Origin of the sequence: Pseudanabaena biceps PCC 7429 (assembly GCF_000332215.1) — a bacterium.
In the GTDB taxonomy this organism is placed as follows: Bacteria; Cyanobacteriota; Cyanobacteriia; order Pseudanabaenales; family Pseudanabaenaceae; genus Pseudanabaena; species Pseudanabaena biceps.
In genome coordinates this window covers 1-23179 of the sequence record NZ_ALWB01000073.1, presented here as the reverse complement: position 1 = coordinate 23179, position 23179 = coordinate 1, and the positions used below count along the sequence as shown (strand labels likewise).

General features: G+C 43.0%; 14 protein-coding genes and 1 pseudogene. 8 read left to right on the top strand and 7 right to left on the bottom strand.

Going from position 1 to position 23179, the window contains the following annotated elements; translation table 11 throughout:
• Positions 1-66: 66 nt before the first annotated feature.
• A complete protein-coding gene (locus tag PSE7429_RS10130) occupies positions 67-1665 on the bottom strand; it encodes a glycoside hydrolase family 57 protein (RefSeq protein WP_009627069.1) in 1599 nt (532 codons plus the stop codon).
• Between the two features lie 1101 nt (positions 1666-2766).
• On the opposite strand from PSE7429_RS10130, the gene PSE7429_RS10125 reads away from it, so the two are divergent.
• The 7 genes from PSE7429_RS10125 (at position 2767) to PSE7429_RS10095 (ending at position 12967) form a co-directional block, all read left to right on the top strand.
• A complete protein-coding gene (locus tag PSE7429_RS10125) occupies positions 2767-5331 on the top strand; it encodes a peptidoglycan DD-metalloendopeptidase family protein (protein WP_009627068.1) in 2565 nt (854 codons plus the stop codon).
• 467 nt (positions 5332-5798) lie between these two features.
• Complete coding sequence (gene pheS, locus PSE7429_RS10120; RefSeq protein ID WP_009627067.1) at positions 5799-6803, top strand: phenylalanine--tRNA ligase subunit alpha; 1005 nt, start codon at positions 5799-5801, stop codon at positions 6801-6803.
• Between the two features lie 108 nt (positions 6804-6911).
• A complete protein-coding gene (locus PSE7429_RS10115; protein ID WP_009627066.1) occupies positions 6912-7754 on the top strand; it encodes an ABC transporter permease in 843 nt (280 codons plus the stop codon).
• 44 nt (positions 7755-7798) lie between these two features.
• Complete coding sequence (locus tag PSE7429_RS10110) at positions 7799-9091, top strand: ABC transporter ATP-binding protein (protein ID WP_009627065.1); 1293 nt, start codon at positions 7799-7801, stop codon at positions 9089-9091.
• A 29-nt stretch (positions 9092-9120) separates the two neighbouring features.
• Positions 9121-10146 (top strand): glycosyltransferase, encoded by a 1026-nt coding sequence (locus PSE7429_RS10105; protein WP_009627064.1) that lies wholly within the window; start codon positions 9121-9123, stop codon positions 10144-10146.
• An 11-nt stretch (positions 10147-10157) separates the two neighbouring features.
• A complete protein-coding gene (locus PSE7429_RS10100; protein WP_009627063.1) occupies positions 10158-11375 on the top strand; it encodes a glycosyltransferase in 1218 nt (405 codons plus the stop codon).
• A gap of 86 nt (positions 11376-11461) precedes the next feature.
• On the top strand, positions 11462-12967 hold the full coding sequence (locus tag PSE7429_RS10095) for a hypothetical protein (protein WP_009627062.1): 1506 nt from the start codon (positions 11462-11464) through the stop codon (positions 12965-12967).
• Between the two features lie 124 nt (positions 12968-13091).
• Here PSE7429_RS10095 and PSE7429_RS10090 read toward each other — a convergent pair whose 3' ends face one another.
• The 3 genes from PSE7429_RS10090 to aroH form a co-directional block, all read right to left on the bottom strand.
• On the bottom strand, positions 13092-15716 hold the full coding sequence (locus tag PSE7429_RS10090; protein WP_009627061.1) for a M1 family metallopeptidase: 2625 nt from the start codon (positions 15714-15716) through the stop codon (positions 13092-13094).
• 663 nt (positions 15717-16379) lie between these two features.
• Complete coding sequence (locus PSE7429_RS10085) at positions 16380-18446, bottom strand: tetratricopeptide repeat protein (protein WP_009627060.1); 2067 nt, start codon at positions 18444-18446, stop codon at positions 16380-16382.
• 388 nt (positions 18447-18834) lie between these two features.
• Complete coding sequence (aroH, locus tag PSE7429_RS10080) at positions 18835-19215, bottom strand: chorismate mutase (RefSeq protein WP_009627057.1); 381 nt, start codon at positions 19213-19215, stop codon at positions 18835-18837.
• A gap of 148 nt (positions 19216-19363) precedes the next feature.
• Between aroH and PSE7429_RS10075 the strand changes: the two genes are divergently transcribed.
• Complete coding sequence (locus tag PSE7429_RS10075; RefSeq protein WP_009627056.1) at positions 19364-19897, top strand: hypothetical protein; 534 nt, start codon at positions 19364-19366, stop codon at positions 19895-19897.
• 55 nt (positions 19898-19952) lie between these two features.
• On the opposite strand, the gene PSE7429_RS10070 is transcribed toward PSE7429_RS10075, so the two are convergent.
• The 3 genes and pseudogenes from PSE7429_RS10070 to PSE7429_RS10060 all read right to left on the bottom strand — a co-directional run.
• The gene (locus PSE7429_RS10070; protein WP_009627055.1) at positions 19953-20819 is read right to left on the bottom strand and encodes a hypothetical protein; all 867 of its coding nucleotides are present in this window, start codon (positions 20817-20819) and stop codon (positions 19953-19955) included.
• A 56-nt stretch (positions 20820-20875) separates the two neighbouring features.
• The gene (gene lpdA, locus PSE7429_RS10065) at positions 20876-22279 is read right to left on the bottom strand and encodes a dihydrolipoyl dehydrogenase (RefSeq protein WP_009627054.1); all 1404 of its coding nucleotides are present in this window, start codon (positions 22277-22279) and stop codon (positions 20876-20878) included.
• A 113-nt stretch (positions 22280-22392) separates the two neighbouring features.
• Positions 22393-23061, bottom strand: a pseudogene (locus tag PSE7429_RS10060) (retron system putative HNH endonuclease); the annotation flags it as partial.
• Positions 23062-23179 lie beyond the last annotated feature (118 nt).

Below are 23179 nucleotides of genomic sequence, written 5' to 3'. Positions count from 1 at the left end.
CGAATGGCGGCGCTTTGCGCCGCCATTCGCCTCTTGGGCTTAGCTATAAAAACATCCAGATCGCGCTTAGCCAGCCGTCAGTGGACGATAGGTTCTGTAATTGATATCGGGAAAGATATTGTCAATATACTCAATCTTCTCCAGCCATCCAGAGTCAATCTTGCCAGCCTCAATATCATCAAATAATTTCTCCAATCGCATTAAATGCGATCGCGTCCTTCTTACTGCATAGGGAACCATAGTGCCCGTACGCATGATAAATGCCCAGTCCGAGGATTGAGCTAAAAGTAGCTCCCTTGCGGCTTGATTGAGAGCCCGCCATTCTAAATCATCGGCAGGTTCGCGATAGGACAAATGAATCATCCGCTCCGCACCTTTATGCAAATGTTGATAGACCCAAGCATTAGTCTCATTTAGCCAATATTCGTGGAAACCTTTGTAACCCCAACTAGATTGAGCGGGACGCGATACCTGCTGGGTCGGATTATCTCGCAGATAATCTGCCAAATGGGTCATTTCATAGGTGGTTTGGTCGTAATAGGATTTACGAATCAAGAAATCGATAAACCAAGGACCTTCATACCACCAATGTCCGAATAACTCTGCGTCATAGGGAGATACTACCAATGGTGGACGACCCATCATTTCATGGAGATAGCCAACCTGACGCTCGCGATTTTGCATAAAGTTCGCCGCATGTTCGGCTGCTTTCTCTTTCGCCCAGTAGGGATCGTAAAGTTGTTTTGCATCTAAGCCAAAATCGCTACCTGTAATGCGGTGATACTTGACCCCTGTATTTTTTCGCTGACCGTTAGGCATGATGAATGGCTTGATATACTCATAGTCAGCTTCCCATCCCAAATCCTTATAAAATTCACGATAAACGGGATTACCTGGGTAGCCCACCTTCGATGACCATACTTGCTGCGAGGACTCGTGGTCACGAGCAAAGGCGGCAACTCCTGTTTCCGTAAAAACAGGGGCGTAGGTTCCAAATCTAGGGCGGGGTTGACCATATAAAATTCCATGCCCATCGGTAAGGAAATAGCGTAGACCCACATCGGCAAGCATTCGCTCTAATCCGTCGTAATAGGCGCATTCTGGTAACCAAATTCCATTCGGAGCCCGCCCAAATTCGTTGGTGTAATGTTCAACGGCAACCTCTAGCTGCGCCCAAACTGCCTCTGGATACATTTTCATTAGTGGCAGATAGCCGTGAGTCGCCCCACAGGTAATAATCTCCAGATTATTGGTGTCTTGAAATTGCTTAAATGCAGTTATCAGATCGCCGCTATATTTTTCCCAAATTTCGCGAGTTTCCGCAAATTCTTTGACATAGTACTCCGCAAGATACTTAACATGACCATTATGTTCGTTATGAATGACCTCAAGTTCCACCAATTGCTGTAAGAGGGCGAGGTGTTTGTCATAGCGCTCTTGCAGAAGAGGATCGCGTAGCATAGATACCAATGGTGGTGTCATACTCATGGTCATTTTGAAATCAATGCCATCTCGCCTGAGTCCCTCATAGACTTTGATTAGGGGAATATAGGTCTCAGTAATCGCCTCATATAACCATTCTTCTTCAAGCACATAGTCACTTTCGGGGTGACGAACGTAGGGTAGGTGAGCGTGTAAGACCAGCGCGAGATATCCAATGCTCATAGATCTTCTTTTCCTAAAAAGTCTTTAAATTAGCCGATATTGCTAAAAAGTAGACTTTCAGAATCAGGATATCCAACATTGAGGGTTGACTATCCTGATTCTGAAAGTTTACCTATTAGCCAGATAACATTTTCGGGCATATTTCGGGCATATCAAGTACATTAAAGTTGTTCTAACCTAGTAATACAGGCAAGTTCCCTATGACTTAGCTATGCTGCTGAAAGCTGCTATCTCCAAATGTGATTTCATTCTTTAAGGCATTTTTAAAGTAATTTTAAGCTATTCCTGTACCCAATGTAATTATCCATACATCCTGCGATCGCGATCATTGACGCGATCATTGAGTAGTTCCACATAATTAAAAACCAAAACCTAGAAGAGCATACCGCCCGCTACGCGGGCGGTATGCTCTTCTAGGTTTTAAGTTTATTTATACTTAGCTACTTACAAGTAAATGGCAAGTTAAGCCTTTAGCTTACAAATTAAGCCTTTAGCGGGCAATTTAAGCCTTCAGCAATTTAGGTGTTGTCTCTTACTCGGAAATTATTCGGTAAAGTTTTTTGCCGTAGATTGTTAAAAAAAGGTTACACAAAAGAAAAATCAATTTAAATCAATAAACGTAGTAAATAAGCGTAAGAATGAGATATTTAAAGATAACCTGAATGAAAAACTCTAATAACTGCTCTTGCTATCTATCGAGATGAGAGATACCTTAAGATTCTTGATTAAGTAAAATCATCTTGTAGACTCAAAAAAGTAGCTCTGGGGGGAGCAAAAGTTTTGCCAAAAACTATCTTTAGACATAGTTAAGCACAAACTATTTTTTTATAGATTTTGCAAGATTACTTTACCAAACTGGTGCTTGACAAACTAACTCAGAACATGCGTTTGTCTATCCAAGGAGTTTTGATGCACAAAATTGAACTTTTAACTGTTCGCAGTGAACTTGTTTTAAGGAAAAGATCAAGGTAACTTATGATGTGTAATCGCTCCTTGCTGAGTTGATGATTTTGCTAATTTAAAAAAGCTTAATTATTTAGCTCGCTTTATTCTCACACTTGATTTATCAGGGGCAAAGCTAGATTTAGAGGAGGCAGTTTTTTGAAAAAGATATCTTCCAAAGACGAGGATCTGACGACTAATGTTTCCCTGACATTGGGCGAAAAGATATCCTCTTTGAAAGTTCGTCGTTCGCTAGCAGTTTTAGGGCTCGCCTTATCTGCGGGAACCGTGGGGGTGTTGATCAACCAACAAACAGCGAATAATAATCTTAAGGTAACGCCAGTTGCGACCTCATCACGAACTTTGACGGATGTGATGGCGCAAAACCAAGATCGTAAGTATGAGATGGCGCGAAGCGCGATCGCTTCAGGCACATGGGATAACTCTCAAGGCGTAATTGTCCACGAGGTGCGTGAAGATGAAACCCTCTGGAAATTGACGCAAGTTTATCAAGTTGATGCAGCAGCGATAGCAGCATCCAATAACATAAGTGCCAATACCGAGTTACAGCCTGGAGCAAAGTTATTGATTCCCCCTGTGAACGGTTTAGTTCATAAGGTTAAGCCAGGCGATACACTCGAAGCTATTTCCAACTATTACAACGTTCCTAAGAGCGAAATTGTTAAGTTTACTTCCCTCGCTTCTGGTGACTTTTTAGCGATCGATCAGCCCCTAGTGATCCCTGGTAATGTCGCTACTTTAATGCAAGTTAAGGAAGGTCATGTTAAGCGGCAGTTATTAGCCGAGAAAGAACGCTTAATGCAGCGTTTGCAAGCTTTAGAAGGCAAAAAAGCAACTGTGACCTTGGCTAGCACCAGCACGAAGGCTAATGTTGCGGAAAATGAGATTTCCAAGCAACCTAAGTACGTTTCCTACAAGGTTCAAAACGGCGATACGATTGAAACCATTGCTCGTCGCTATGGCATCAACCAAAAGGCAATTATTGAGGCTAATAAGCTAGAAAATCCTCAATGGTTAGAATTAAATCAAGAGTTAAATCTCCCTCAAGAGCGCAACCTGCCTCCTGTTCAAACAGTTGCCGCTTCTATTAATGAAAAGCCCAGCAAGCAAGTACCGCCCCCTGTAGCGACCCTGTCTGAAACAACCAGAAACCTAGATACACCATCTTCACCTAGCTTGCCAAGAGAAGTCGAGCAGCTTAGGGTTTCTGCGGCTACTCCCATGGTGCTACCGAAATCAACAACCAAGATTGCCGCTGCTAATCGCGGGCTGACTTGGGATGGCTTGATGCAATTAACGGGGACTGAAGCATCCGCAAACCTCCCTAGCGCTCCCGTACAAGAGCAATCATCTAACTTGCAACTAAAGCCTACGGCTGTTAATCCCAGTTTACCTATTGCCAGCGAGCCAGTTACCAAGGTGGCTGTAGCGCTATTCCCATTCGCTCCTGATCGACTATTGGGTGAGTTGGGTGCTCCTAATAGCAATAAAAACCCTAATTTATCTCCCACAGCGCTTAATTTACCCGCAAGATCGATTTCTACCCCATCGATTCCTACGGCAAGTGCTGCCGAACAGTACAGCGCCAACCGCTCGATTCCCCTCGAAGCTAATTCGTCTCAGCCAGTAGCTGAGCCTAAAGTACAGCTTCCTGCCAGAATTGCCGCAGCTTTGTCGGTTCCCCAAATACCTACATCTTTGCTCACCGAGCAAAAGACTAGTCTGCGTAATACTCCTGCGGAATCACCTAACCAGCCTGTAGCCGAACCGAGTGTGAAAACTGCTCCCGTAGCCGCAGTATCGGCTCCCAGCATACCTACAAACCGAGCGATCGAGCAAAGTGTTAACAACTCTGCCGAGCCTGTCTCCACATCACCTCAGCCTGCATCTGAACCAAATGTGCAAATTCCGACAAGAGTAGCCGCATCTAGCCTCGCCCCCAAAGTGCCTGCATCGGCATCGGTCGATCAACAGACTGCCACAACTGCTCAGCCCAACCAAGTCGCTTTGTTACCCGATCCCGAAGCTAGAATGACTTCCCTTGAAGTTAAAAGGCTGGAATCGGAAGTAGATCAGCTAAATGCTAAAGTTCGCGACGCTGAAATTAAAGAAGCGGCACGTAAAGCTGAAGAAGCTCGTAAGATTGAAGCGGCAAGAATTGCTTCAGCAAACCTCAACGCATCTCCAAATCCCGATCGCAACTTTGACAGTAGCCGTGCGGCGATCGCCAATCCAAGCGATCGTTCGGGTGTAACTCCCCAGTTACCGCAACTAACTGCTAGTGCTTACCTCCCCGATGTACAGGATTACGGCTTATCGAGTGGCTTTATTTGGCCTGCCGATGGCGTAATTACATCTGGTTTTGGCTGGCGCTGGGGTCGAGTTCACCAAGGTATCGATATTGCTGCTCCCATTGGTACACCAGTTTTAGCTGCTTCTACAGGTGTTGTAGATTACGCGGGCTGGAGTGATGGCGGTTATGGCAATATGATTGATATTCGTCATCCCGATGGCACGATCACCAGATACGGTCACCTCAACGAAATTCATGTCAAAGAAGGACAGAGCGTTAGCCAAGGTCAGTTAATTGCTGCTATGGGTAGCACTGGATTTAGTACTGGTCCCCACCTCCACTTTGAGATCCGTCCTAACGGTGGTAGTGCGGTCGATCCGATGGCATTCTTAGCTTCAGTCAGCAGATAGAAATTAAGAGCTCATCTTAAAAAGATAAGGAGTTGGGGATTTTGTCCCCAACTCCTTATCTTTTTAAGGGTTGTAATTGTAGGAAAGCAATACCAAAACTAAAAATGGCTACGCCATTTTTAGTTTTGGTGTTACTCCCTTCCCACCAAAGAAATAGACATACAAAACCAAGAATTAGACGTTGCGGCGCTTTGCGCCGCAACGTCTAATTCTTCACTGGGAAGGGAGTACTAGGTTTGTTTTTTAATTCACAAAAGTGTTGTCACACTTTTGTGAAGGCAAAGCAATATTTTTAAAAATTTCTGGGTTCAAGTTGCTGTGCCAAACGCTATAAATAGAAAAAACCGCCAGAACTCTTTTGATGTTTGGCGAAAGAGAACTATCAATCTCAAAATAGCCGTAGAGTTTGTATATTTTCTGCTAAAGTGATGAGAGCAAAATCTTCATAAATATATAAGGAAACGTTGATGGCAACGGATTTAGAGGGCTTAACTGCTCAATTGCAATCTCTGGCAGAAATCGCCACAAAGTCAGTTGGGGATGTGCAAACTCCTGAAGAGTTGGAACAGTTAAGGGTGGAGTACTTAGGAAAGAAAGGCACTCTCTCTCAGATTCTCGGAGCAATGGGCAAGCTATCAGCAGAAGAGCGTCCTCAGGTAGGCGCGATCGCTAATCAAGTTAAACAAACATTACAAACTCAGTTAGAAGAACGTAAGATTAGCATTCAGAAATTGGTAATAGCTAAGCAACTTGAATCTGAAACTCTTGATGTAACTATGCCTGGAATTTTACGTTCCTATCAAGGCAGACAGCATCCCATTCAAAGTACGATCGATCGCATGTTGGATATCTTGGTTGGCTTAGGTTTTACCGTCGCTCAAGGACCTGAGATTGAAACCGATTATTATAACTTTGAGGCTTTGAATACGCCTGCCGACCACCCTGCCCGCGACATGGCTGATACTCTCTATTTAAGTGATGGCAAGCTGCTGCGATCGCAAACCTCCTCGGTACAAATCCGTTATATGGAAGAAAACGAGCCACCTCTGAGAATTGCTTGCCCTGGACGAGTTTATCGTAAGGATGATATTGACGCGACTCACTCACCAATTTTCCACCAAATTGAGCTTTTAGCAGTCGAAGAGGGGTTAACCTTTGGTGATCTCAAAGGCACTGTTAAAACCTTCGTCGAAGAGCTACTAGGTGAATGCCCAATCCGCTTCCGCCCCAGTTATTTCCCTTTCACCGAACCATCTGCTGAAGTTGATGTTATGTGGAATGGCCGTTGGCTAGAATTAGGAGGATGTGGTATGGTCGACCCCAATGTTTTCAAAGCTGTTGGCTACGATCCCGAAATAGTTACGGGCTTTGCTTGGGGATTTGGCGTAGATCGCGTGGCAATGGTTTTACATAAAATTGACGATATTCGTCGTTTATTTACAAGCGACTTACGTTTCTTGCGCCAGTTCTAAACTAGTGCTAAGTAAACTAGTGCTAAGTAAACTAGTGCTAAATTATCTAGACAACTTGCGCTTCGATTTCTTCGATATTTTTATAACGTACTGAGTTAAACCAACATTATGAACGACCAAAATATCGCTGCCACAAAAGAACTCGTGATTGAAGCTGGTCGTACCGAAAAGCAATATTGGAAAGACCTCTGGCGATATCGTGAACTGTTTTATTTTCTTGCTTGGCGTGATATTTTAGTTCGTTACAAACAAACTGCGATCGGTATCGCATGGGCTTTAATTAGACCTTTTCTAACAATGGTCGTATTTACGGTAGTGTTTGGGCAGCTCGCGAAATTACCATCTCAAGGAGTACCTTATCCGATCCTAGTATTCGCTGGAATGTTACCTTGGCAGTTTTTCTCCAATGCCCTCAGTGAATGCAGTAATAGCCTAGTTGGTAACGCCAACCTAATTTCTAAAGTTTACTTCCCCCGCCTAATCGTTCCCACAAGTGCGATCATCGTCAGCTTTGTAGACTTCATGATCTCTGGCATGATCCTACTTGGATTAATGGCATGGTATAACTTTGTTCCAGACTGGCGTATCCTAACACTGCCCTTCTTCATTCTAATTGCGACCGCAGCATCCATGGGAGCAGGGCTATGGCTTGCATCTTTAACCGTTCAATATCGTGACTTTCGCTTTGTAGTTCCTTTTATCGTCCAGTTTGGTTTGTACATTTCCCCAGTGGGATTTAGTAGTAGCATTGTGCCAGAGCAGTGGAGATTATTATATTCGATTAATCCCATGGTCGGCGTAATAGATGGCTTTCGGTGGGCTATTTTAGGAGGAGATTCCAAGATCTACTTACCAGGTTTTAGTCTGTCAATGGCTTTCGTGTTTTTATTGCTTTGGAGTGGGATTTGGTATTTTCGTAAGATGGAACGAACCTTTGCCGATGTGATTTAAGGAGCCTGCATATTTAAATAGAAAGATTAGATGGAGTGAAATATATGTCTGAAACTGCTGTCAAAGTAGAGAATCTATCCAAGTCTTACACAATTAATCACCAAGGAGATGGATCTGCAAGCTATTCAAAATCTCTACGAGAAACAATAAGTTATGGCATAAAATCTTTCAGCCAAAAACTCCTAAAGTCTTCTAGTGAAGGTATAAATAATTCCAGTCGCGAGCAATTTTTAGCCCTTCAAAATGTTTCTTTTGAAATTAAGCAAGGAGATAGAATTGGTGTAATTGGTCGTAATGGCGCAGGCAAATCGACATTACTAAAAATATTAAGTAGAATTACAGAACCAACAAGCGGTCGAATTTCCATCAGGGGTCGAGTAGCAAGTTTATTAGAAGTAGGAACTGGTTTTCATCCAGAGTTGACAGGAAGAGAAAACATTTATCTTAATGGAGCCATCCTCGGGATGGGAAAAGTAGAAATTCAAAAAAAATTCCATGAAATCGTTGAGTTTGCAGGAGTTTCTAAGTTTATTGATACCCCCGTTAAAAAATATTCATCGGGTATGTATACCCGACTTGCTTTTTCAGTAGCTGCACACCTAGAGCCAGAAATTTTGATTGTAGATGAGGTGCTAGCAGTCGGGGATGTCCAATTTCAAAAAAAATGCCTTGGTAAAATGCAAAGCATATCAAAGGATGAAGGGCGGACAGTTTTGTTTGTCAGTCATAATATGGATGCGATCCAACGGCTATGTTCCAAATGTTTAATGCTTGAGAAAGGTAAATTAATTGCTAATGATATAACCAGTAATGTTATGACAATTTATTTGTCTAACAATTCACAGGAGTCTTCCCCTAATGAATGGATTGATTTATCTAACGTAAATAGATCTGGAACTGGTGAAGCTCGATTTACAAAATTTCAGTACAGTAGTTTTAACGATAGTACCTATTCCCATCCCTATCCCAACGGTGTTCTAGAATTCACTTTAGGTATTGAATCGAATGAAGAGCGATTAATTGGGAGTCTAGCTGTTACAATTTACAATAGTTTAGGCGTAAAACTAGTCAATGCGGATATTGCTTCTCTCGGACAAATAGTAACTTTAAACGCAGGACAGAATATATTTAAGCTAAGAATCGAGGAACTTCATCTAAATCCTGATACATATGTTGTCGGATTTTGGCTTGCTGATACTAGAAGTAATAATGTCTTGGACTTCGTTGAGCCTACCTTTGATATTGAAGTTGTTGATTCCGCCAAGGAAGGATACGGCGCAAAACGTACTTTTGACGGTGCGGTAACTTGTAAATTTACGCTTCTGAGCAGCGAATAAGTATTGCGAAGTTGTTTATTGATACACCTATGAACGATCGCGTAACATGGCTAATTCCAATTCTCAATGGTATGCCATATTTACCAGAAACACTTGCCTCGATAGAAGCTCAGACTTATAAAGACTGGGAAGTTTTAGTATGGGACAATGGATCGACTGACGGAACTTTGGAAGAGTTGGATAAGTGGATTCCTAGTCGTCTACCAGGTAAAGTATTTACTGGCGAACCCTATGGAGTAGGAGGATCTTTAAAAAGATTAGTCGAGGAATGTAATACAGAATTTTGCGCTCGAATTGATGCGGATGATGTTAACTTTCCCGATCGCTTAGAGAAACAGATCGCTTTTTTAAAAGAGAATCCTGAAGTTGCCTTCGTCGGCAGCCAACAACAATATATTGACGACAAAAATAATTTTCAGGAGTATGATTATTTTATACCTGAAAACCATGATGACATTGTTCATATCATGTTAAGCTCCAATTGCATTTGTCATCCAAGTGTTCTTTTTAGAAAATCTGCGGTACTCAAGGTTGGGAACTACAGAGATCTAAAAAATGTAGAAGATTACGATTTATGGTTGCGCTTAGCATCTCACTTCAAACTTGCAAATCTCAATCAAAAACTGATCTATTATCGAGTACATCCCCTTAGTACTACTCAAGCGGCTATACGTGAAAACCGCATCTTCGATCTTGCTCACAAGTGCTTGGCTGAGAACGCTCCTACTCTATATGGTTGTACTGCCGATGAAGCCCAATTGCTTTGTAGCCATTCCCATCCTCTAGCAATTCAAACACTCTTAAAGATTTCCAAATATCTAGAAAAAGAGCAGGGTGGCAATTTTTTAACTCGACTGGGTTCTGAATCTTTCATAAAATCCAGCAAGCGTCTTGTAAGTTCTGAGGATGTAATTACTCGTTTCGTTTTAGTATTACTTGCTTTACATAAAATAGATTCCTATTACGAGATGATAGCTATTATGAAGACAATATTAAAAAAAGGGTACAAAAAAATCAATAAATATATAAATTCTCATTCACCAAAAATTATGTGATGCTATAGAACATGAAAATAGCGATCGTTAGTAAGTCAGGTAGATATAGCGGTGGTGCAAGTAGAGTAGCTGAGGATTTGGCAGTATGGCTAAATGAAGCTGGGTATCCAACTGACCACTTTATCGCCTTTGCAGATATCAAAGCATATCCTTTTCAAAAGAACTTATATGGCGAAGGACGGGCTCAAAAGCTATGTAAGTCAGTTCATTCTGCGACAGGTCGTTTTGGGCTTAGAGAGTTTTTTCCAATGGAATATTGGCTGAACTTGGGAAATATAATCAACGATTATGATGTCATTCATTTTCATGATCTCTATAGTGCAATTTCACCTCTAACTTTAGCTTTGACCGCTAGAAAGAAACCTACTTTTTTCACCATACATGATTGCTCGGTTTTTACTGGCGGTTGCCTTTACCCTTCTGGCTGCGAAAAATTTATTAGTCATTGTCACAACTGCCCACAATTACCGCAAAATAGATGGCAAGACAGAATACGCGATCGGACGAAAGAAGTTCAATCTATCAAGAGATGGCTTTCTAAAAACAATATGATTCGCTATATTTTTCCTAGTCAATGGATTGCCAATCAAGCAGAATTATCTTTGTCATATAAAGTACTCCCTGTAATTATCCCTAATGGCATAGATCCAGAATCTTGCCCAATCCTTAATAGAAATGAAGCTAAAAGAATTCTTGCTATTGCAGAACATAGGAAAGTAGTGACTATATCGGCAAACTATTTGGCAGCCCCACATAAAGGCGTAAAATATGCTATTGAAGCTCTACAAAGCTGTCGAGATTTGGCTCCTGTTGTGTTGGCGGTTGGACATTGTAATGATGAGATCAGATCAGCGCTGCAAGGTTTAGAGGTGTTAGAAATGGGATTCATTAGTAATCCTGATTCCATGTCAAAGATCTATGCTGCCTCTGACATTATGTTGTTTTGTTCTCTTGCAGACAATCTGCCTCTGACAGTTTTAGAAGCAATGCTTTCATTAACTGTGATTGTAGGATTTTCCACTGGTGGAGTACCTGAAATGATCCAGAATGGTCAAAACGGCTTTTTGGTTGAACCTACTAATCAAGAAGCTTTAAACAATGCTCTCCGTCAAGCCTTGCTGTCTCCGATTTTAGATCGGATCGCCCAACAAGCTCGCCAAGATGTTGAACATAAATTTTCTAAGCAGCTTTTTTTAGAAAGACATATAGCACTCTATCAAGGCTCTTAAATCTCCAATATTCGTGTTGGGCGTTCCAATTTAAAAAATATTTTTTAAATATTAAAAGTTGTTTTCACCTTAGAGCCTGTAAGATTATGCAATTTTCAAACTCTTTGAAAGCCGATATGAATCGTTATGAAAACCTGATAGCAGGTAATATCAGCCTACCTCTTGGCTTTCGCACTCTTCTCGCTGAAACGAGTCGATTATGTCGGTTACAGGGGTCTGAAACTGAAGCAAGCAAACAGACTATTTGGAATACTGCATCTAATGTCATTTCTCCGCTAATTTTTGGTTTTGTTTATTGGGTTTTAACGGAAGCAGAGTTACAGGGGATTAAAAGACTTTATTTTATGGCGAGAGATGGGCAAATTCTGTACAAGGTCGCGCAAGTAATATGTAGTCAGTGGAATTATCCAATTGATTGCCGCTATTTTTATGGGTCAAGACAAGCTTTTCACTTCCCTGCCATTGAATCATTGGGCGAACAAGAATTTAATTGGCTTTTTGATAATCCAGGCTTTCTTTCGATTCGTATTATTTGTCAGAGAGTTAATTTGCAGCCTGAGACGATTGCAGATGTTTTAACTAATTATGGATTGTTATCGAATAGTTGGGATAAAGATCTAACGGATAGTGAAAAAAATACTTTAAAAAAAGTCTTTCAAGAAGATTCTGTTTCAGAACGAATCCTATCTATGGCTGCCAACTATCGGGAGAAAGCTGTTGGATACTTTAAACAGGAGGGGATGGCAGATGGAGTCCCTTTTGCAACGGTTGATATTGGCTGGTCTGGAAAATCTCAGCGATCGCTAAGTAATCTATTAGCGGCTGGGAAAATCTACCCTGATACGGGATTAAAAGGATTTTTCTTTGGTTTACTTAGTAGTACTCAGGCTTTTTCTAGCGATCTATTAATGCCCTATTTTCTAAAAGTTAGCGATCGCTGCGAACGTTATTTTCTATGCGATCCACAGATTCTAGAGCTATTTATGGCGGGGGATCACGGCAGTACGGTGAGATACGAAAGGCAGAATGAAAGTTACGTCCCCATTCTTCGTTCTGAGAAAAATGAGAGCGGAATTGTCTGGGGAGTCTTAGTTCAACATCAAGCAGTTACTGATTTTGCGAAGATGCTCACAAAACATTTACAGCCTCAAGAATGTAAACCTGAATATTTTCAGCGAGTTACGGAAGATTTGCTTAAGAAATTTATTAACAGCCCTAGCAAGGATGAGTCGGAAGTATTTGGTAAGCAACCTTTTTCAAGGCATCAGACGGAAAGTAAATTTTACGATCTAGCTCCATCCTATGAATTGCAGGATGCATTTAAAATAATATTAGATCCAAATTACGTTCATGCTTTTGCTTGGCTACCTGCATCAATTCAAATCAGCCATCCCATGACTATAGTGCAGTTAAGCTATATCAGAGGGCGGCGTGAAAGTTCCTCTTATGCCAACTTGGCATGGCAAGAATTTCATAAGGGGAACAAACAAACGGCGCAACAACTTGCGACTAAAGCTTTGCAATCCAGTCTAACTATATTGCTATCAAAGCGATTTATCTATCTTATTTTTTTGTTAACTCTTGGTCTTTAATACCAAATCACAAAATGGTGTAGCCATTTTGTGATTTAAAAACCCTTACTGGGTTTGGTTTTTAATTTCCAAAAGTGTAGCCACACTTTTGGAAATTGGTATTAGCTATATGTCGATTGACATTTTATGGTTTGGCTTTTGCTTCGATCGCTTCTAGACGACTTTTGAGATCTTGATTGTCCTTGCGCAATTGATCGAGTTCTTCGCGCAACTGCTTTAAGCCTGCATCCTTACCGATCGCTTTTTGGACGCGCTGAATTGCTTCATCAGCGGCGCGGCGTACTCTGCCATCGGGCGTAGAGTCGGAAAGAGAATGTAGTACTCCTATAGCACTCGCACTATCAATTTGCCCCAATGCACCGACGACAGACATCTGAGTTAAGAAGAAGGTCTCCTGCGCGATTACTTTCAACCGATTGAGAATCTGTTCGGTTTTGGGTTTGGTTTGGGCTTTCCCCATCGCTCCTAAGGCGCGAATTGAGGCAAGGCGTAATGGTTGCGGTACATCAGGTTCCGTATACTTGATAATGGTTTCCATTGCTTCGTCGGAATCCTTGAGCTTGGCTAAACCTGCGATCGCTCCCGATCTAACCACTTCATTCCATCCCGATCGCTCTTTGAGGACGGTTTGTAAAAGTTTCACCACTTTAGAAGGCTCACGTTCGGTGCTCAAGGCAGCGGCAAGTTCGCCCGTTAGTCGCGCCGCAGTGGCTTCTACGTTGTAGCTAGGATCGCCTTTCTTGATAAAAGGTTTGATGAGATCTAAACTCTTTTGTACCTTGTTCTGCGCCAATCCCGTAATTACCGCTATCCTTACCTTGGCATCGGTATCTTCTAAACCCTTTTCTAGGGCTTCAAAGGCTTGATCAAGTTTGATGGAAGCGAGATTCTCGGCGATCTCTACCCGTACGCCCCAGAAAGGTTCGGATAGAAGGGCTGCTCCTAAAGCTTTTACCGATTCCAAACCGCCTTTTTTGGCTAAAGCCTCAGCGCATTGAATGCGGGCAATCGGATCGGGGTTAGACTGCAAACCCGCTTTTAGTTCGGTCATTCCATAGTCGAGACTGACTTGTTTGAGATAGTTATTGCCGCGATCGAAGCTAATGTATTTAGGTTTCTGGGGCAAGGGGAAGTAAAAGGCTTGATCTTTTTCAAATACGCGCACCGTAAACACTTGAGGGGCTTCTTCTTCAAACCCAAAGCCAATGGGAATCCTTAGGTCAAATAGTTCTTCCTGTGTTTGGGTAACGGAGATCTTTGCCAATTTGTTATCGCCATCCCAGCTATAGCCGATCTTATATTCAGGATGTCCGCCACGAAATACATACTGATCGAAAAGGAACAGACAGTTTTTGCCTGTGGCTTCCTCGATCGCCCTGAGGAGATCGATTGTCTCTACGGTTTTATGGGCATTAGTCCTGACAAAATGATGAATTGCCTTCCAGAATAGCTCGTCGCCTAGCTCTGTCCTGAGCATATGATAGACACAGCCACCCTTTTCATAGATATGGCGATCGTAGAGTTCGATCGCTTCGCGATAGACATGGGTCACCATCGGACGACGATAGCGATCGCGATCTTCGGAAATATAGCGTCGTGCTTCGCCTAGTAAATAATAAGCAGCCTCTTCGGCTCCATATTCATGGTCTGTCCAGAGTACTTCTGCATAGGTTGCCGCGCCTTCCTTGACCCATGCGTGCGACCAATGCTTGATCACCAATAGATCCCCAAACCATTGGTGCGCTAACTCATGGGCAACTAGACTTTCACTGGAGCGATTGTCGATCGCGGCTCTCTGGTCTAATACGCAGCGATCAGTTAGTAGTGTCGTAGAAGTATTTTCCATGCCCCCAAAAATAAAATCAGCGACACAGACCTGAGCGTATTTGGGAAAAGCATAGTCATAGCCATACTTTTCGCTAAAGAACTCGATCATTTTTGGGGTTTTACCCATCGTTAAGATGGCTTCTTCGGCGGTGCGAGATTTATCGACATAGTAGGTGACGGGCTTACCCTTCCATTCGTCCTTTACTTCTACAAAGTCGCCAATCGCTAAGGTCATCAGATAGCTGGGATGAACTTCTTTCTGTGACCAATGATAAATCTTCTCTTTTTTGAGATCCTTAACTTCGATCAATTCCCCATTAGAAATCACCATTAATTCTTTAGGAACTTTAATCCGAATCTCGGAAGTAGCCAGTTGTCCAGGGTAGTCAAAGCAAGGAAACCAATAGCGTGAATCTTCATCTTCACCTTGAGTCCAGACCTGCGTGGGTTTATCGGGTTGATGTTCGGTAGGTTGCACAAAATAAATTCCCCTCTGAGGTTGCTCGGCTGCATAGGCGATCGCAATTTCGATGGGAATGCCTGCTCTTGTTGGTTCGTTCAGATAAATCTTGAGAAATTCGCCATCGTAATCGAACTTGCATTTAGCCTTATCAGGATCGGGTTTTGCTTCAATGCGATCGGTAATCGATACGCTATCGATTCTCAGGCTGACAGCATCTAAATTCAGATCGGTGATGCCATCACGCACAGGACGCAAACGAATTTTGCAGCTACCAGCGATCGCTTGCTGGGGGATATCAAGCACCAAATCTAGGGCAATATGCTCGACTTGTCCTGGGCGATCGGGGTTGTAATGGGGCTTAGCTCCTGGTAGATGAAAAGACTTATGTTTTTTTGATTTGTCACTTTCTCCATCCCATAAACCTAATTCTAAATAGCTATCCCAAGATTTGCGGGTCATAAAACTTGATCTCTAACACTGGCTTTGATTTCACCATAATATAGCAGTCTCAAAAGAGTTGGGAGTCCATAGCTTGATAGTGCTCTCTTTGATCGTGTAATTAACGATAACTGTTATTGCTAAGTAACTAGGTACAATTAAATATAAAACCCAGAATCAAAACCTGTAGCGCACGCTGCGAGTACGCTACAGGTTTTGATTCTGGGTTTTAATTATGCCCAATTACTTACCAGCTTTCATCTTGAGGAGCATTTGTAGAGGATCATTTGTATAAGTTGCACCATGCACAAATTTCTTGGTATTAGAGTAATCGACTGTGATTGCACTGTTGATTGTTAGACCTCCTCAAAAATTAAGAAGCTTTTATACCAATTCCCAAAATGGCTACGCCATTTTGGGAATTGGTATTAGTATTTTCAAAGCTCAAAATGGCGTAGCCATTTTGAGCTTTGGTATAAAGTCATAACTTGTAACGAGCGTGCGGCTGACGATAATGGGAGCAATCGGGATAGTTTGGCTGAGAGAAGTCGCAGCCCTTAGACATCCGTTGTTTTTTGATTACTAAGTAGTTCGGCATAATTAAAAACCAAAACCAGAGAGCATACCGCCCGCGCAGCGGGCGGTATGCTCTTCTCGGTTTTAAGTTTACTTATGCCTAGCTACTTACTCGAATTGTGGCATTTCTAGAGCAACTGGTGCGAATTCTAACTGGACGGCAGCTTGTCGGACTTTGGCGGCGAAGGCGAGCGGGTCGAGGTCGAATTGCTCGAATAGTTCGCGTCCGCGCAGACAACGTAATTCTGGATTTTCGGCTGCACCGCTGACTACCCACAGCACAAAATCTTTGTTGCTACGGGCATTTTCAATCTCGATCGCTGAAATTGCAAAGGAGTCGCGATCGCTGGTAAAGCTTTTAATTACTACTGCTTCGCAGCGATTGTCCTTGGTACATTCGAGATCGTAGCCAACTTGGGACTTGTCCACCGATCGCACCATCCAGCCATCGCGCATATATTGAGCCATCACGGAAATCATGGCTAGTTTTTCGGCAGTACTGGGATCTTCGATCGAGAAAGGAATCGGTTTCTCCACAATGCGATCGACAATACGATCAACTACGCGATCTACGACCCTCTCTACCTCGATGATTTTCTCGACTTCGACGAGCTTCTCCACCTCGACGATTTTTTCAATCTCGACGATTTTCTCGACTTCGACAAGTTTCTCCACCTCGACCAACTTCTCGACGATCTTCTCGACTTCCACAATCCTCTCGATCGTTTCAGGCGGAGGCGATGTAATTACTTCTGAGCTAGAAAAGACCGCGATCGCTTCTTCAGTGTCGGCAAAATTTTCAACGGGAATTGCCATTGGCTGGGTATGCGGAGGCAACTCAATGATGAGGTCACTAGTTTCTTCGTCATCACTGACAATCTTTTTCGCTACGACTGGCTCCACCGTATTAGGGGCATCAGCTTCAGGTATGGAGGTTGCCGCAGGGGCGATCGCGTAGTTACTTCTTGGTTTTGCTTTAGGAAGAGAATCGATGGCAAGGGTTTCGAGAAACTCCTTCGCTTTCTTTGCCTTGTCGGGTTTACCTTGAGTTTGATACAGCACGATCGCCTTCCGCAGATCGTCCCCAGCGAGGGTCTCATCGGCTATATCGGGTTGAGAATAGGTTAAGCCGCGATAGTAGTAGGCATCAACATTGCTGGGCTGTAATTCGATCGCATGACTAAAGTCGCGAATTGCTTCGGGAAATTCCTTCAAAATGTAATGGGCTCGCCCGCGCCGAAATACCGCTAAGTCGCGTTCGGGGCTTAGCTCAAGGGTGCGGCTAAAACAAGCGATCGCCTGTTCGTAGCTCCTGAGCTTAAAGTAGGTATTGCCCAAGGACATATGCGCATCGGCATAGTTGGGATCGATGGCGATCGCCGCCTGAAAATCCGCCATGGCTTGCTGCAACTGTCCGAGTAAAAAATTAATTTCGCCGCGCTTAAAATACGCCAGACGGGCTTTGTCGGGACGCATGGAAATTGCTTTGCCATAATCACCAACTGCCTTCGCATATTCGCGTAAACTTACATGGGCATCACCCAATCCTAAGTAAGCCTTAATGAAGTTCGGGTTGAGTTTGAGGGCTTGACGAAAGGACTCTAGAGCATCCTGTGGGAAGCCCTGCTGAATGTCCTCTAAGCCCCAGCGGTAATAGACATCTACGAGACTAATCCCCTTGCCCGCACGAAATGCCTTTTGGGTTTGGCGTTCCCACTCGCGATCTAGCATCCGTACGTATTCTTCGCGAAACACCCCTGCATCGGTTTGCGGTTCGAGGGGCATACCCTGAAAATGGGGCAATTGGCGCAGATAATCGGTTCTGAGCGGTTCATCGAAACTGACGCAGGCATCCCATGCGACCCAAATCCGAAAGTTATTAACCTGAGAGTCAATATCGTAGGCTTCGCTGAGTTCGCGGTAACGCGCCGATCGCAGTTTTAGTTGATATTCCCGATCAGCGGGAACGACAGTTCCTGAAGCAAAATAACCCTGATTGGCGCTACCAATCCGCTTGAAATATGCGCGATCGCCCACCTTGAGCGTTTGAATATTGCCGCAGTTCCAAGTAACGATATACTGCTCCCCCTCGGAGATATCGGCGATCGCTTCACGAATGAAATCGCGAATCTCTGGCTCTGTCTGCTCGTTACACAGGAAAATTCTTGTGACCATAGGGCTATTTATACATTTGAACCGATACCAGAGTAATAGCTTGCTAAAGCATAGTTACTCTTTAAAAATCCTACAAAATCAGCCATAGCAATTTTCAAATGCGTCCAGACTTATTTGAAAGCTTAGCTTTGAAACCTAAAAAACTAAGATCTGATTCAGCAAAGCTTTTGAGCCTTTAGATAACCCTAGAAATATCGAAAACCGCTATGCAACTATTGATGTTAACTGTGATGATGTTAACTGTGATGATGTTAACTGTGATGATGTTAACTGTGATGATGTTAACTGTGATGTTAACTGTAGCCGATCTTATAGCAATCGCTAGTAAAAAGCTTAAAAAATAAGAAGAGCCTTTAGTTGCCCCTTTATTTTCCTAAATTTGGCTTTCCTAAACTTGCGCATAGACAAGATCGGGGCGCAAATCTCTCGCTCCATTTAAGTAAATATGCTTAATCTGGTGCTGCTCAAGCGGCGTATTGACATGAATTAACACCCTGATACAGCGCGCTAAGCTGCCCTGAACGTACATTTGCTGTACATCCAAAAGCGGCACATTCTCCCATTGCGATCGCGATCGGGCGATTTTGGCAGGAAAGACGACATCAATATCTGTCGTTGCCGAAAAAGTAGCACTCACGATTTCACGCGGATCGATATCATTTTGTGCTTCGATCTCCTCCATAAGCTCTAGCACAGCCCTCTCTAGGGCTTCGTATGTATTTGCCTCAACTGTTGTTGCACCACGAACGCCACGTACACGCCAACCCACGTTTTACACCATCCGTACTGTATGTAAGTGTTTTTGATTGTTAATTTGATTGTTAATCATATCCATCATTTATCAGATTACCCCTAAAAAACAATGTTAAGTTAATTGCGATCGCCTAAAACATAAAATCCCGACGCTTGCTATTTTTATGATCGACACCTTTAAAGTCTCACCCCTGATTCGGATTACCTTGCTACTGCTTTATCTTGCGCTCACGGTTCCTTTACCATTTTTGAGCAATTTTACTCATTCCTCAGTTCCTGCCGCATGGTTGAGTATCGTGCTGGTGATCGGCTTTGTTTTTTTGTATGGGGCGTTAAGCGATCGCGTAGTTCTTGATGACGAAGGCATTAGACTTGTTTATGCTTGGTGGTTTCCTACTTTTTTGCGTAAAGGTTGGTTCTTACCTTGGCAGGATATCGCCACACTAAAACCAAGGATTACGGGACAGGGAGGGATTGTTTATTATTTTGTAAGCAAAGCATCAGATCGAGCCTACCTATTGCCAATGCGGGTAGTTGGGTTTTCACGATTAATCCAAAGGGTGGAAGAGCGTACGGGTATCGACATGAGTCAGGTGCGTCCTCTTGCTCAGCCTTGGATGTATCTGATTTTGTTGGTGTTTACCTTTCTCCTAATTCTGATGGATAGCTGGACGATTTATACAGCCCTAACCCTATAAAGCATAAGTCCGAATCAAAACCCCAAAGATGAGTGGCGGCGCGAAGCGCCGCCACTCATCTTTGGGGGGTTTGATTTGAAAAATCTTGCACGTTAATCTGTAAAAAACTACCTAAGTTTTGAGCCATATTTTGAGCAGTTGTGATCGAGTTAGAAACTAGCGCGATCGCGCTTTTTCTGCCATAAATGTAGATTTTAATATAGTAAAAGGTTCCGCCTTTATTTCCTCTTACCTTAGTCATTTTAATTTCTTGGATATCTGTCAGTAAAAATTGATAATTCTGCTTGCCAAAAATTGTTTGTACTTCCCAAATTAAAGATTGTGCATTGCGGTCAAAAGTTAAACAATGCCATTGCAATAAAAGATAAGCTAGCAATATGCCGATCACAGGAAATAATAAAAGCAAACAGGGGAAAATTAGCACCTGCCATTGTTGACTTGCAGGATAAATTAACTCTATTTTTCCACTACCAGAATCAACAAATTTATTAAACTTTTCTACCCATAAGGCTAACTCTTCAGCCTCCATATTTAGGCTAGAGGATAGGCGATCGCTAAATATAGTTATTTCTGTCTCATTAGTTTTTAAGGTAATCCATTGCTGGTCACGACCCTTTTTACGTGTAACCAAATGAAAATCAGCTTTAGTAACATTTTGCCATGTTGTTTCCTCAGGCTTTGCATATCCTAAAAAGCGATCGGCAGTTTGCTTGCAAATAACTTTTTTGGGTGCATTGTGCTCGCAGCTTAGGGTCTTTGTCCCTATAGAATTGAGGCTGTCATACGCAATAAATGGAAAAGAAAATAATGGAGCCATACAAGCTGAACTCCAAATACCTAAAATCACCATAATAATGACTTCAGGTTTCCCTTTAATTATCATTTTTTGAGCATTTTCAGATTGGACTATATCGTATTGCATGAGATTCTCAACCTTCCAAATTCAATAAAAAGCACCCCTTCGGGGTGCTTTTTTATTTAGATATGTGCCGCGCGTTTGTATGCTTCATCCAAGACTTCGCTAAGCGTTGGGTGAGCGTGAACAATCGTCGCCAACTTCTGTACCGTTTGGCGATCGCGTATTGCTGCCGATGCCTCATGGATCAAGTCCGAAGCATGAATACCGATGATATGCACGCCCAAAAGTTCGCCCGTATCTTCGCGGTAAACAATCTTGGCTAGACCTTCGGTTTCTCCTTCAGCGATCGCTTTGGAATTGCCCTTAAAGTAAGACTTGGCGGTGGCAACCTTAAAGCCTTCGGCTGCACCCTTTTCCTTAGCCTGTGGTTCAGTCAAGCCGACAAAGCTGACTTCAGGATGGGTGAATGCTGCCGCAGGGATGCTTTGATAGTCAACCGTAGCAGAACGACCAGAAATATTTTCTACCGCCACAATACCCTGAGCCGAAGCTGCGTGAGCCAACATCATCTTGCCAGTCGCATCCCCGATCGCCCAAAGATGGGGAACGGAAGTTGCCATCGTGTCATCCACATCAATGAATCCACGCTGATTTGGCGCAATACCAACGCTTTCTAAACCAAGATCCTTAGTGAGCGGAATTCTTCCTGTGGCAACCAAGCAAGCATCCACTTCCAGAACTTCCACTACCTTCTTGGTCTTGGCATCGGTCAGTTCAATCTTGACGGGAGAACCTGCGGTAATCTTGGTGGCGAATACACCCGTTCTCGTTTCGATATCGCGAGGTTTGAGAAGTACACGCTCCGCAATCTTGGCAATATCAGGATCAAAGCCAGGCATTAATATATCGAGAGCTTCGATCATCGTCACTTCCGAACCTAGCGCGGTATAAACATCGGCAAATTCTAACCCGATGTAACCACTACCGATAATGGCGACCCATTGGGGCAAGGTTTCTAGACGTACAGCCTGATCGCTGGTGTAGACAGTTTTGCCATCGATTTGAATCCCGCGTGGCACGAATGGCTCGGAACCTGTGGCGAGAATAATATCTTTGGCGGTGTAGGTCTTATCGCCAACGCTAACTTTCTGCACGCCAGCCACACGACCACGACCTTCTAAAATATCTACGCCTAATCGCTTGAGGCTATTGGTCAAGTCGCCGCGCAATTTCAGGACTAAGTTATCGGCATGACTAGCGATCGCTCCGCGATCGAAATTTACTTCACCCACCTCAATGCCTAATGCCTTTAGGTGAGACTTTGCTCGCATTTCGCGCACTCGTCCCGAAGCGGCAAGTAATGCCTTGGAGGGGATGCAGCCACGATTAACGCAGGTTCCTCCCATTACGCCATCTTCAACGATCGCTGTTTTTAAGCCACAGGCGACGGCATGGAGGGCTGCGCCATGTCCACCAACGCCAGCACCAATAATGATCAAATCGTAATCAAATTTGTCCGACACCTAATCTTTCTCCAGTAGAATCGATCTACTATTTTTACATCGTTTGGACATCGTGTTAGCCTTTGCAAGATGTAGCTGTCAGAGTTTTCATGCCAAAAATATAAGACGATCAGCTACCCCAAATAAGAAATAGTGGTTAAATGCTTTTCTGCACTTTCTCCTAGAATCCAACGAATAGTTGTGAAGAATCTGGGATAGTTCTTTTCTCCGTTACCAAAATGTTCTGAAGCAATTTGCTGTTCTAGTGAGGTTGGATCAACCAAACCATCATCTCGCTCATCAAGTTCTCTGTTTATTTCATCAATTACCGCTAACCTCTGAGCTTTCAATCTTTGAACATTGAGTCTCAGTGTTTCAATAGTAAATTCAGCATATTCGATAGGAATACCAACTTGTTTACAAGCGATTTCATCGGGAAAAATTTCACCATCTTCACTTCTAAAACGAAATATACGTGATGTGGTTAGGTTTAGCGGATTTAATAAGCGATCGCTAGGGATAAGGTTATCTTTTGCTTTGCCACAGCAGGGTGAATTATGGGGTAATTCTGATTTGGCTAAATCATCCTCTGTAATTGCCCCAGGGGGACGACAGATCGCCAACATATTTTGCCAATCTAAATCATGATTTACTTCAGGAGTTGATTGTTCACAGGGCATAAAGTGTTCAACGGAGTAAAGTTTTTCGTGAATAGCCATTTCACAATATGCACAAATTCCCTTTTGATCAGAGATTAAGGTGTTACGAATTGCTGTTAAAGTTTCTCGATTTTTCTTAACATTACTCCATCGTTTAAATTGGGTACTATATCGTTTTTTATAGTTATTAAGCTCGGGAGCATCTCAATTAGGCACTGAGTATAAATACTTAGGAGAAAAGAGGGATAAAATAGAAATAAAT

What these genes read in the sequence shown, in the direction of transcription:
- PSE7429_RS10070 (WP_009627055.1), bottom strand. Translation starts at nt 20,819, where the DNA reads ATGCAATACGATATAGTCCAATCTGAAAATGCTCAAAAAATGATAATT.
- PSE7429_RS10085 (WP_009627060.1), bottom strand. Translation starts at nt 18,446, where the DNA reads ATGGTCACAAGAATTTTCCTGTGTAACGAGCAGACAGAGCCAGAGATT.
- PSE7429_RS10100 (WP_009627063.1), top strand. Translation starts at nt 10,158, where the DNA reads ATGAAAATAGCGATCGTTAGTAAGTCAGGTAGATATAGCGGTGGTGCA.
- PSE7429_RS10075 (WP_009627056.1), top strand. Translation starts at nt 19,364, where the DNA reads ATGATCGACACCTTTAAAGTCTCACCCCTGATTCGGATTACCTTGCTA.
- PSE7429_RS10105 (WP_009627064.1), top strand. Translation starts at nt 9,121, where the DNA reads ATGAACGATCGCGTAACATGGCTAATTCCAATTCTCAATGGTATGCCA.
- pheS (WP_009627067.1), top strand. Translation starts at nt 5,799, where the DNA reads ATGGCAACGGATTTAGAGGGCTTAACTGCTCAATTGCAATCTCTGGCA.
- PSE7429_RS10110 (WP_009627065.1), top strand. Translation starts at nt 7,799, where the DNA reads ATGTCTGAAACTGCTGTCAAAGTAGAGAATCTATCCAAGTCTTACACA.
- PSE7429_RS10130 (WP_009627069.1), bottom strand. Translation starts at nt 1,665, where the DNA reads ATGAGCATTGGATATCTCGCGCTGGTCTTACACGCTCACCTACCCTAC.
- PSE7429_RS10095 (WP_009627062.1), top strand. Translation starts at nt 11,462, where the DNA reads ATGCAATTTTCAAACTCTTTGAAAGCCGATATGAATCGTTATGAAAAC.
- PSE7429_RS10115 (WP_009627066.1), top strand. Translation starts at nt 6,912, where the DNA reads ATGAACGACCAAAATATCGCTGCCACAAAAGAACTCGTGATTGAAGCT.
- PSE7429_RS10090 (WP_009627061.1), bottom strand. Translation starts at nt 15,716, where the DNA reads ATGACCCGCAAATCTTGGGATAGCTATTTAGAATTAGGTTTATGGGAT.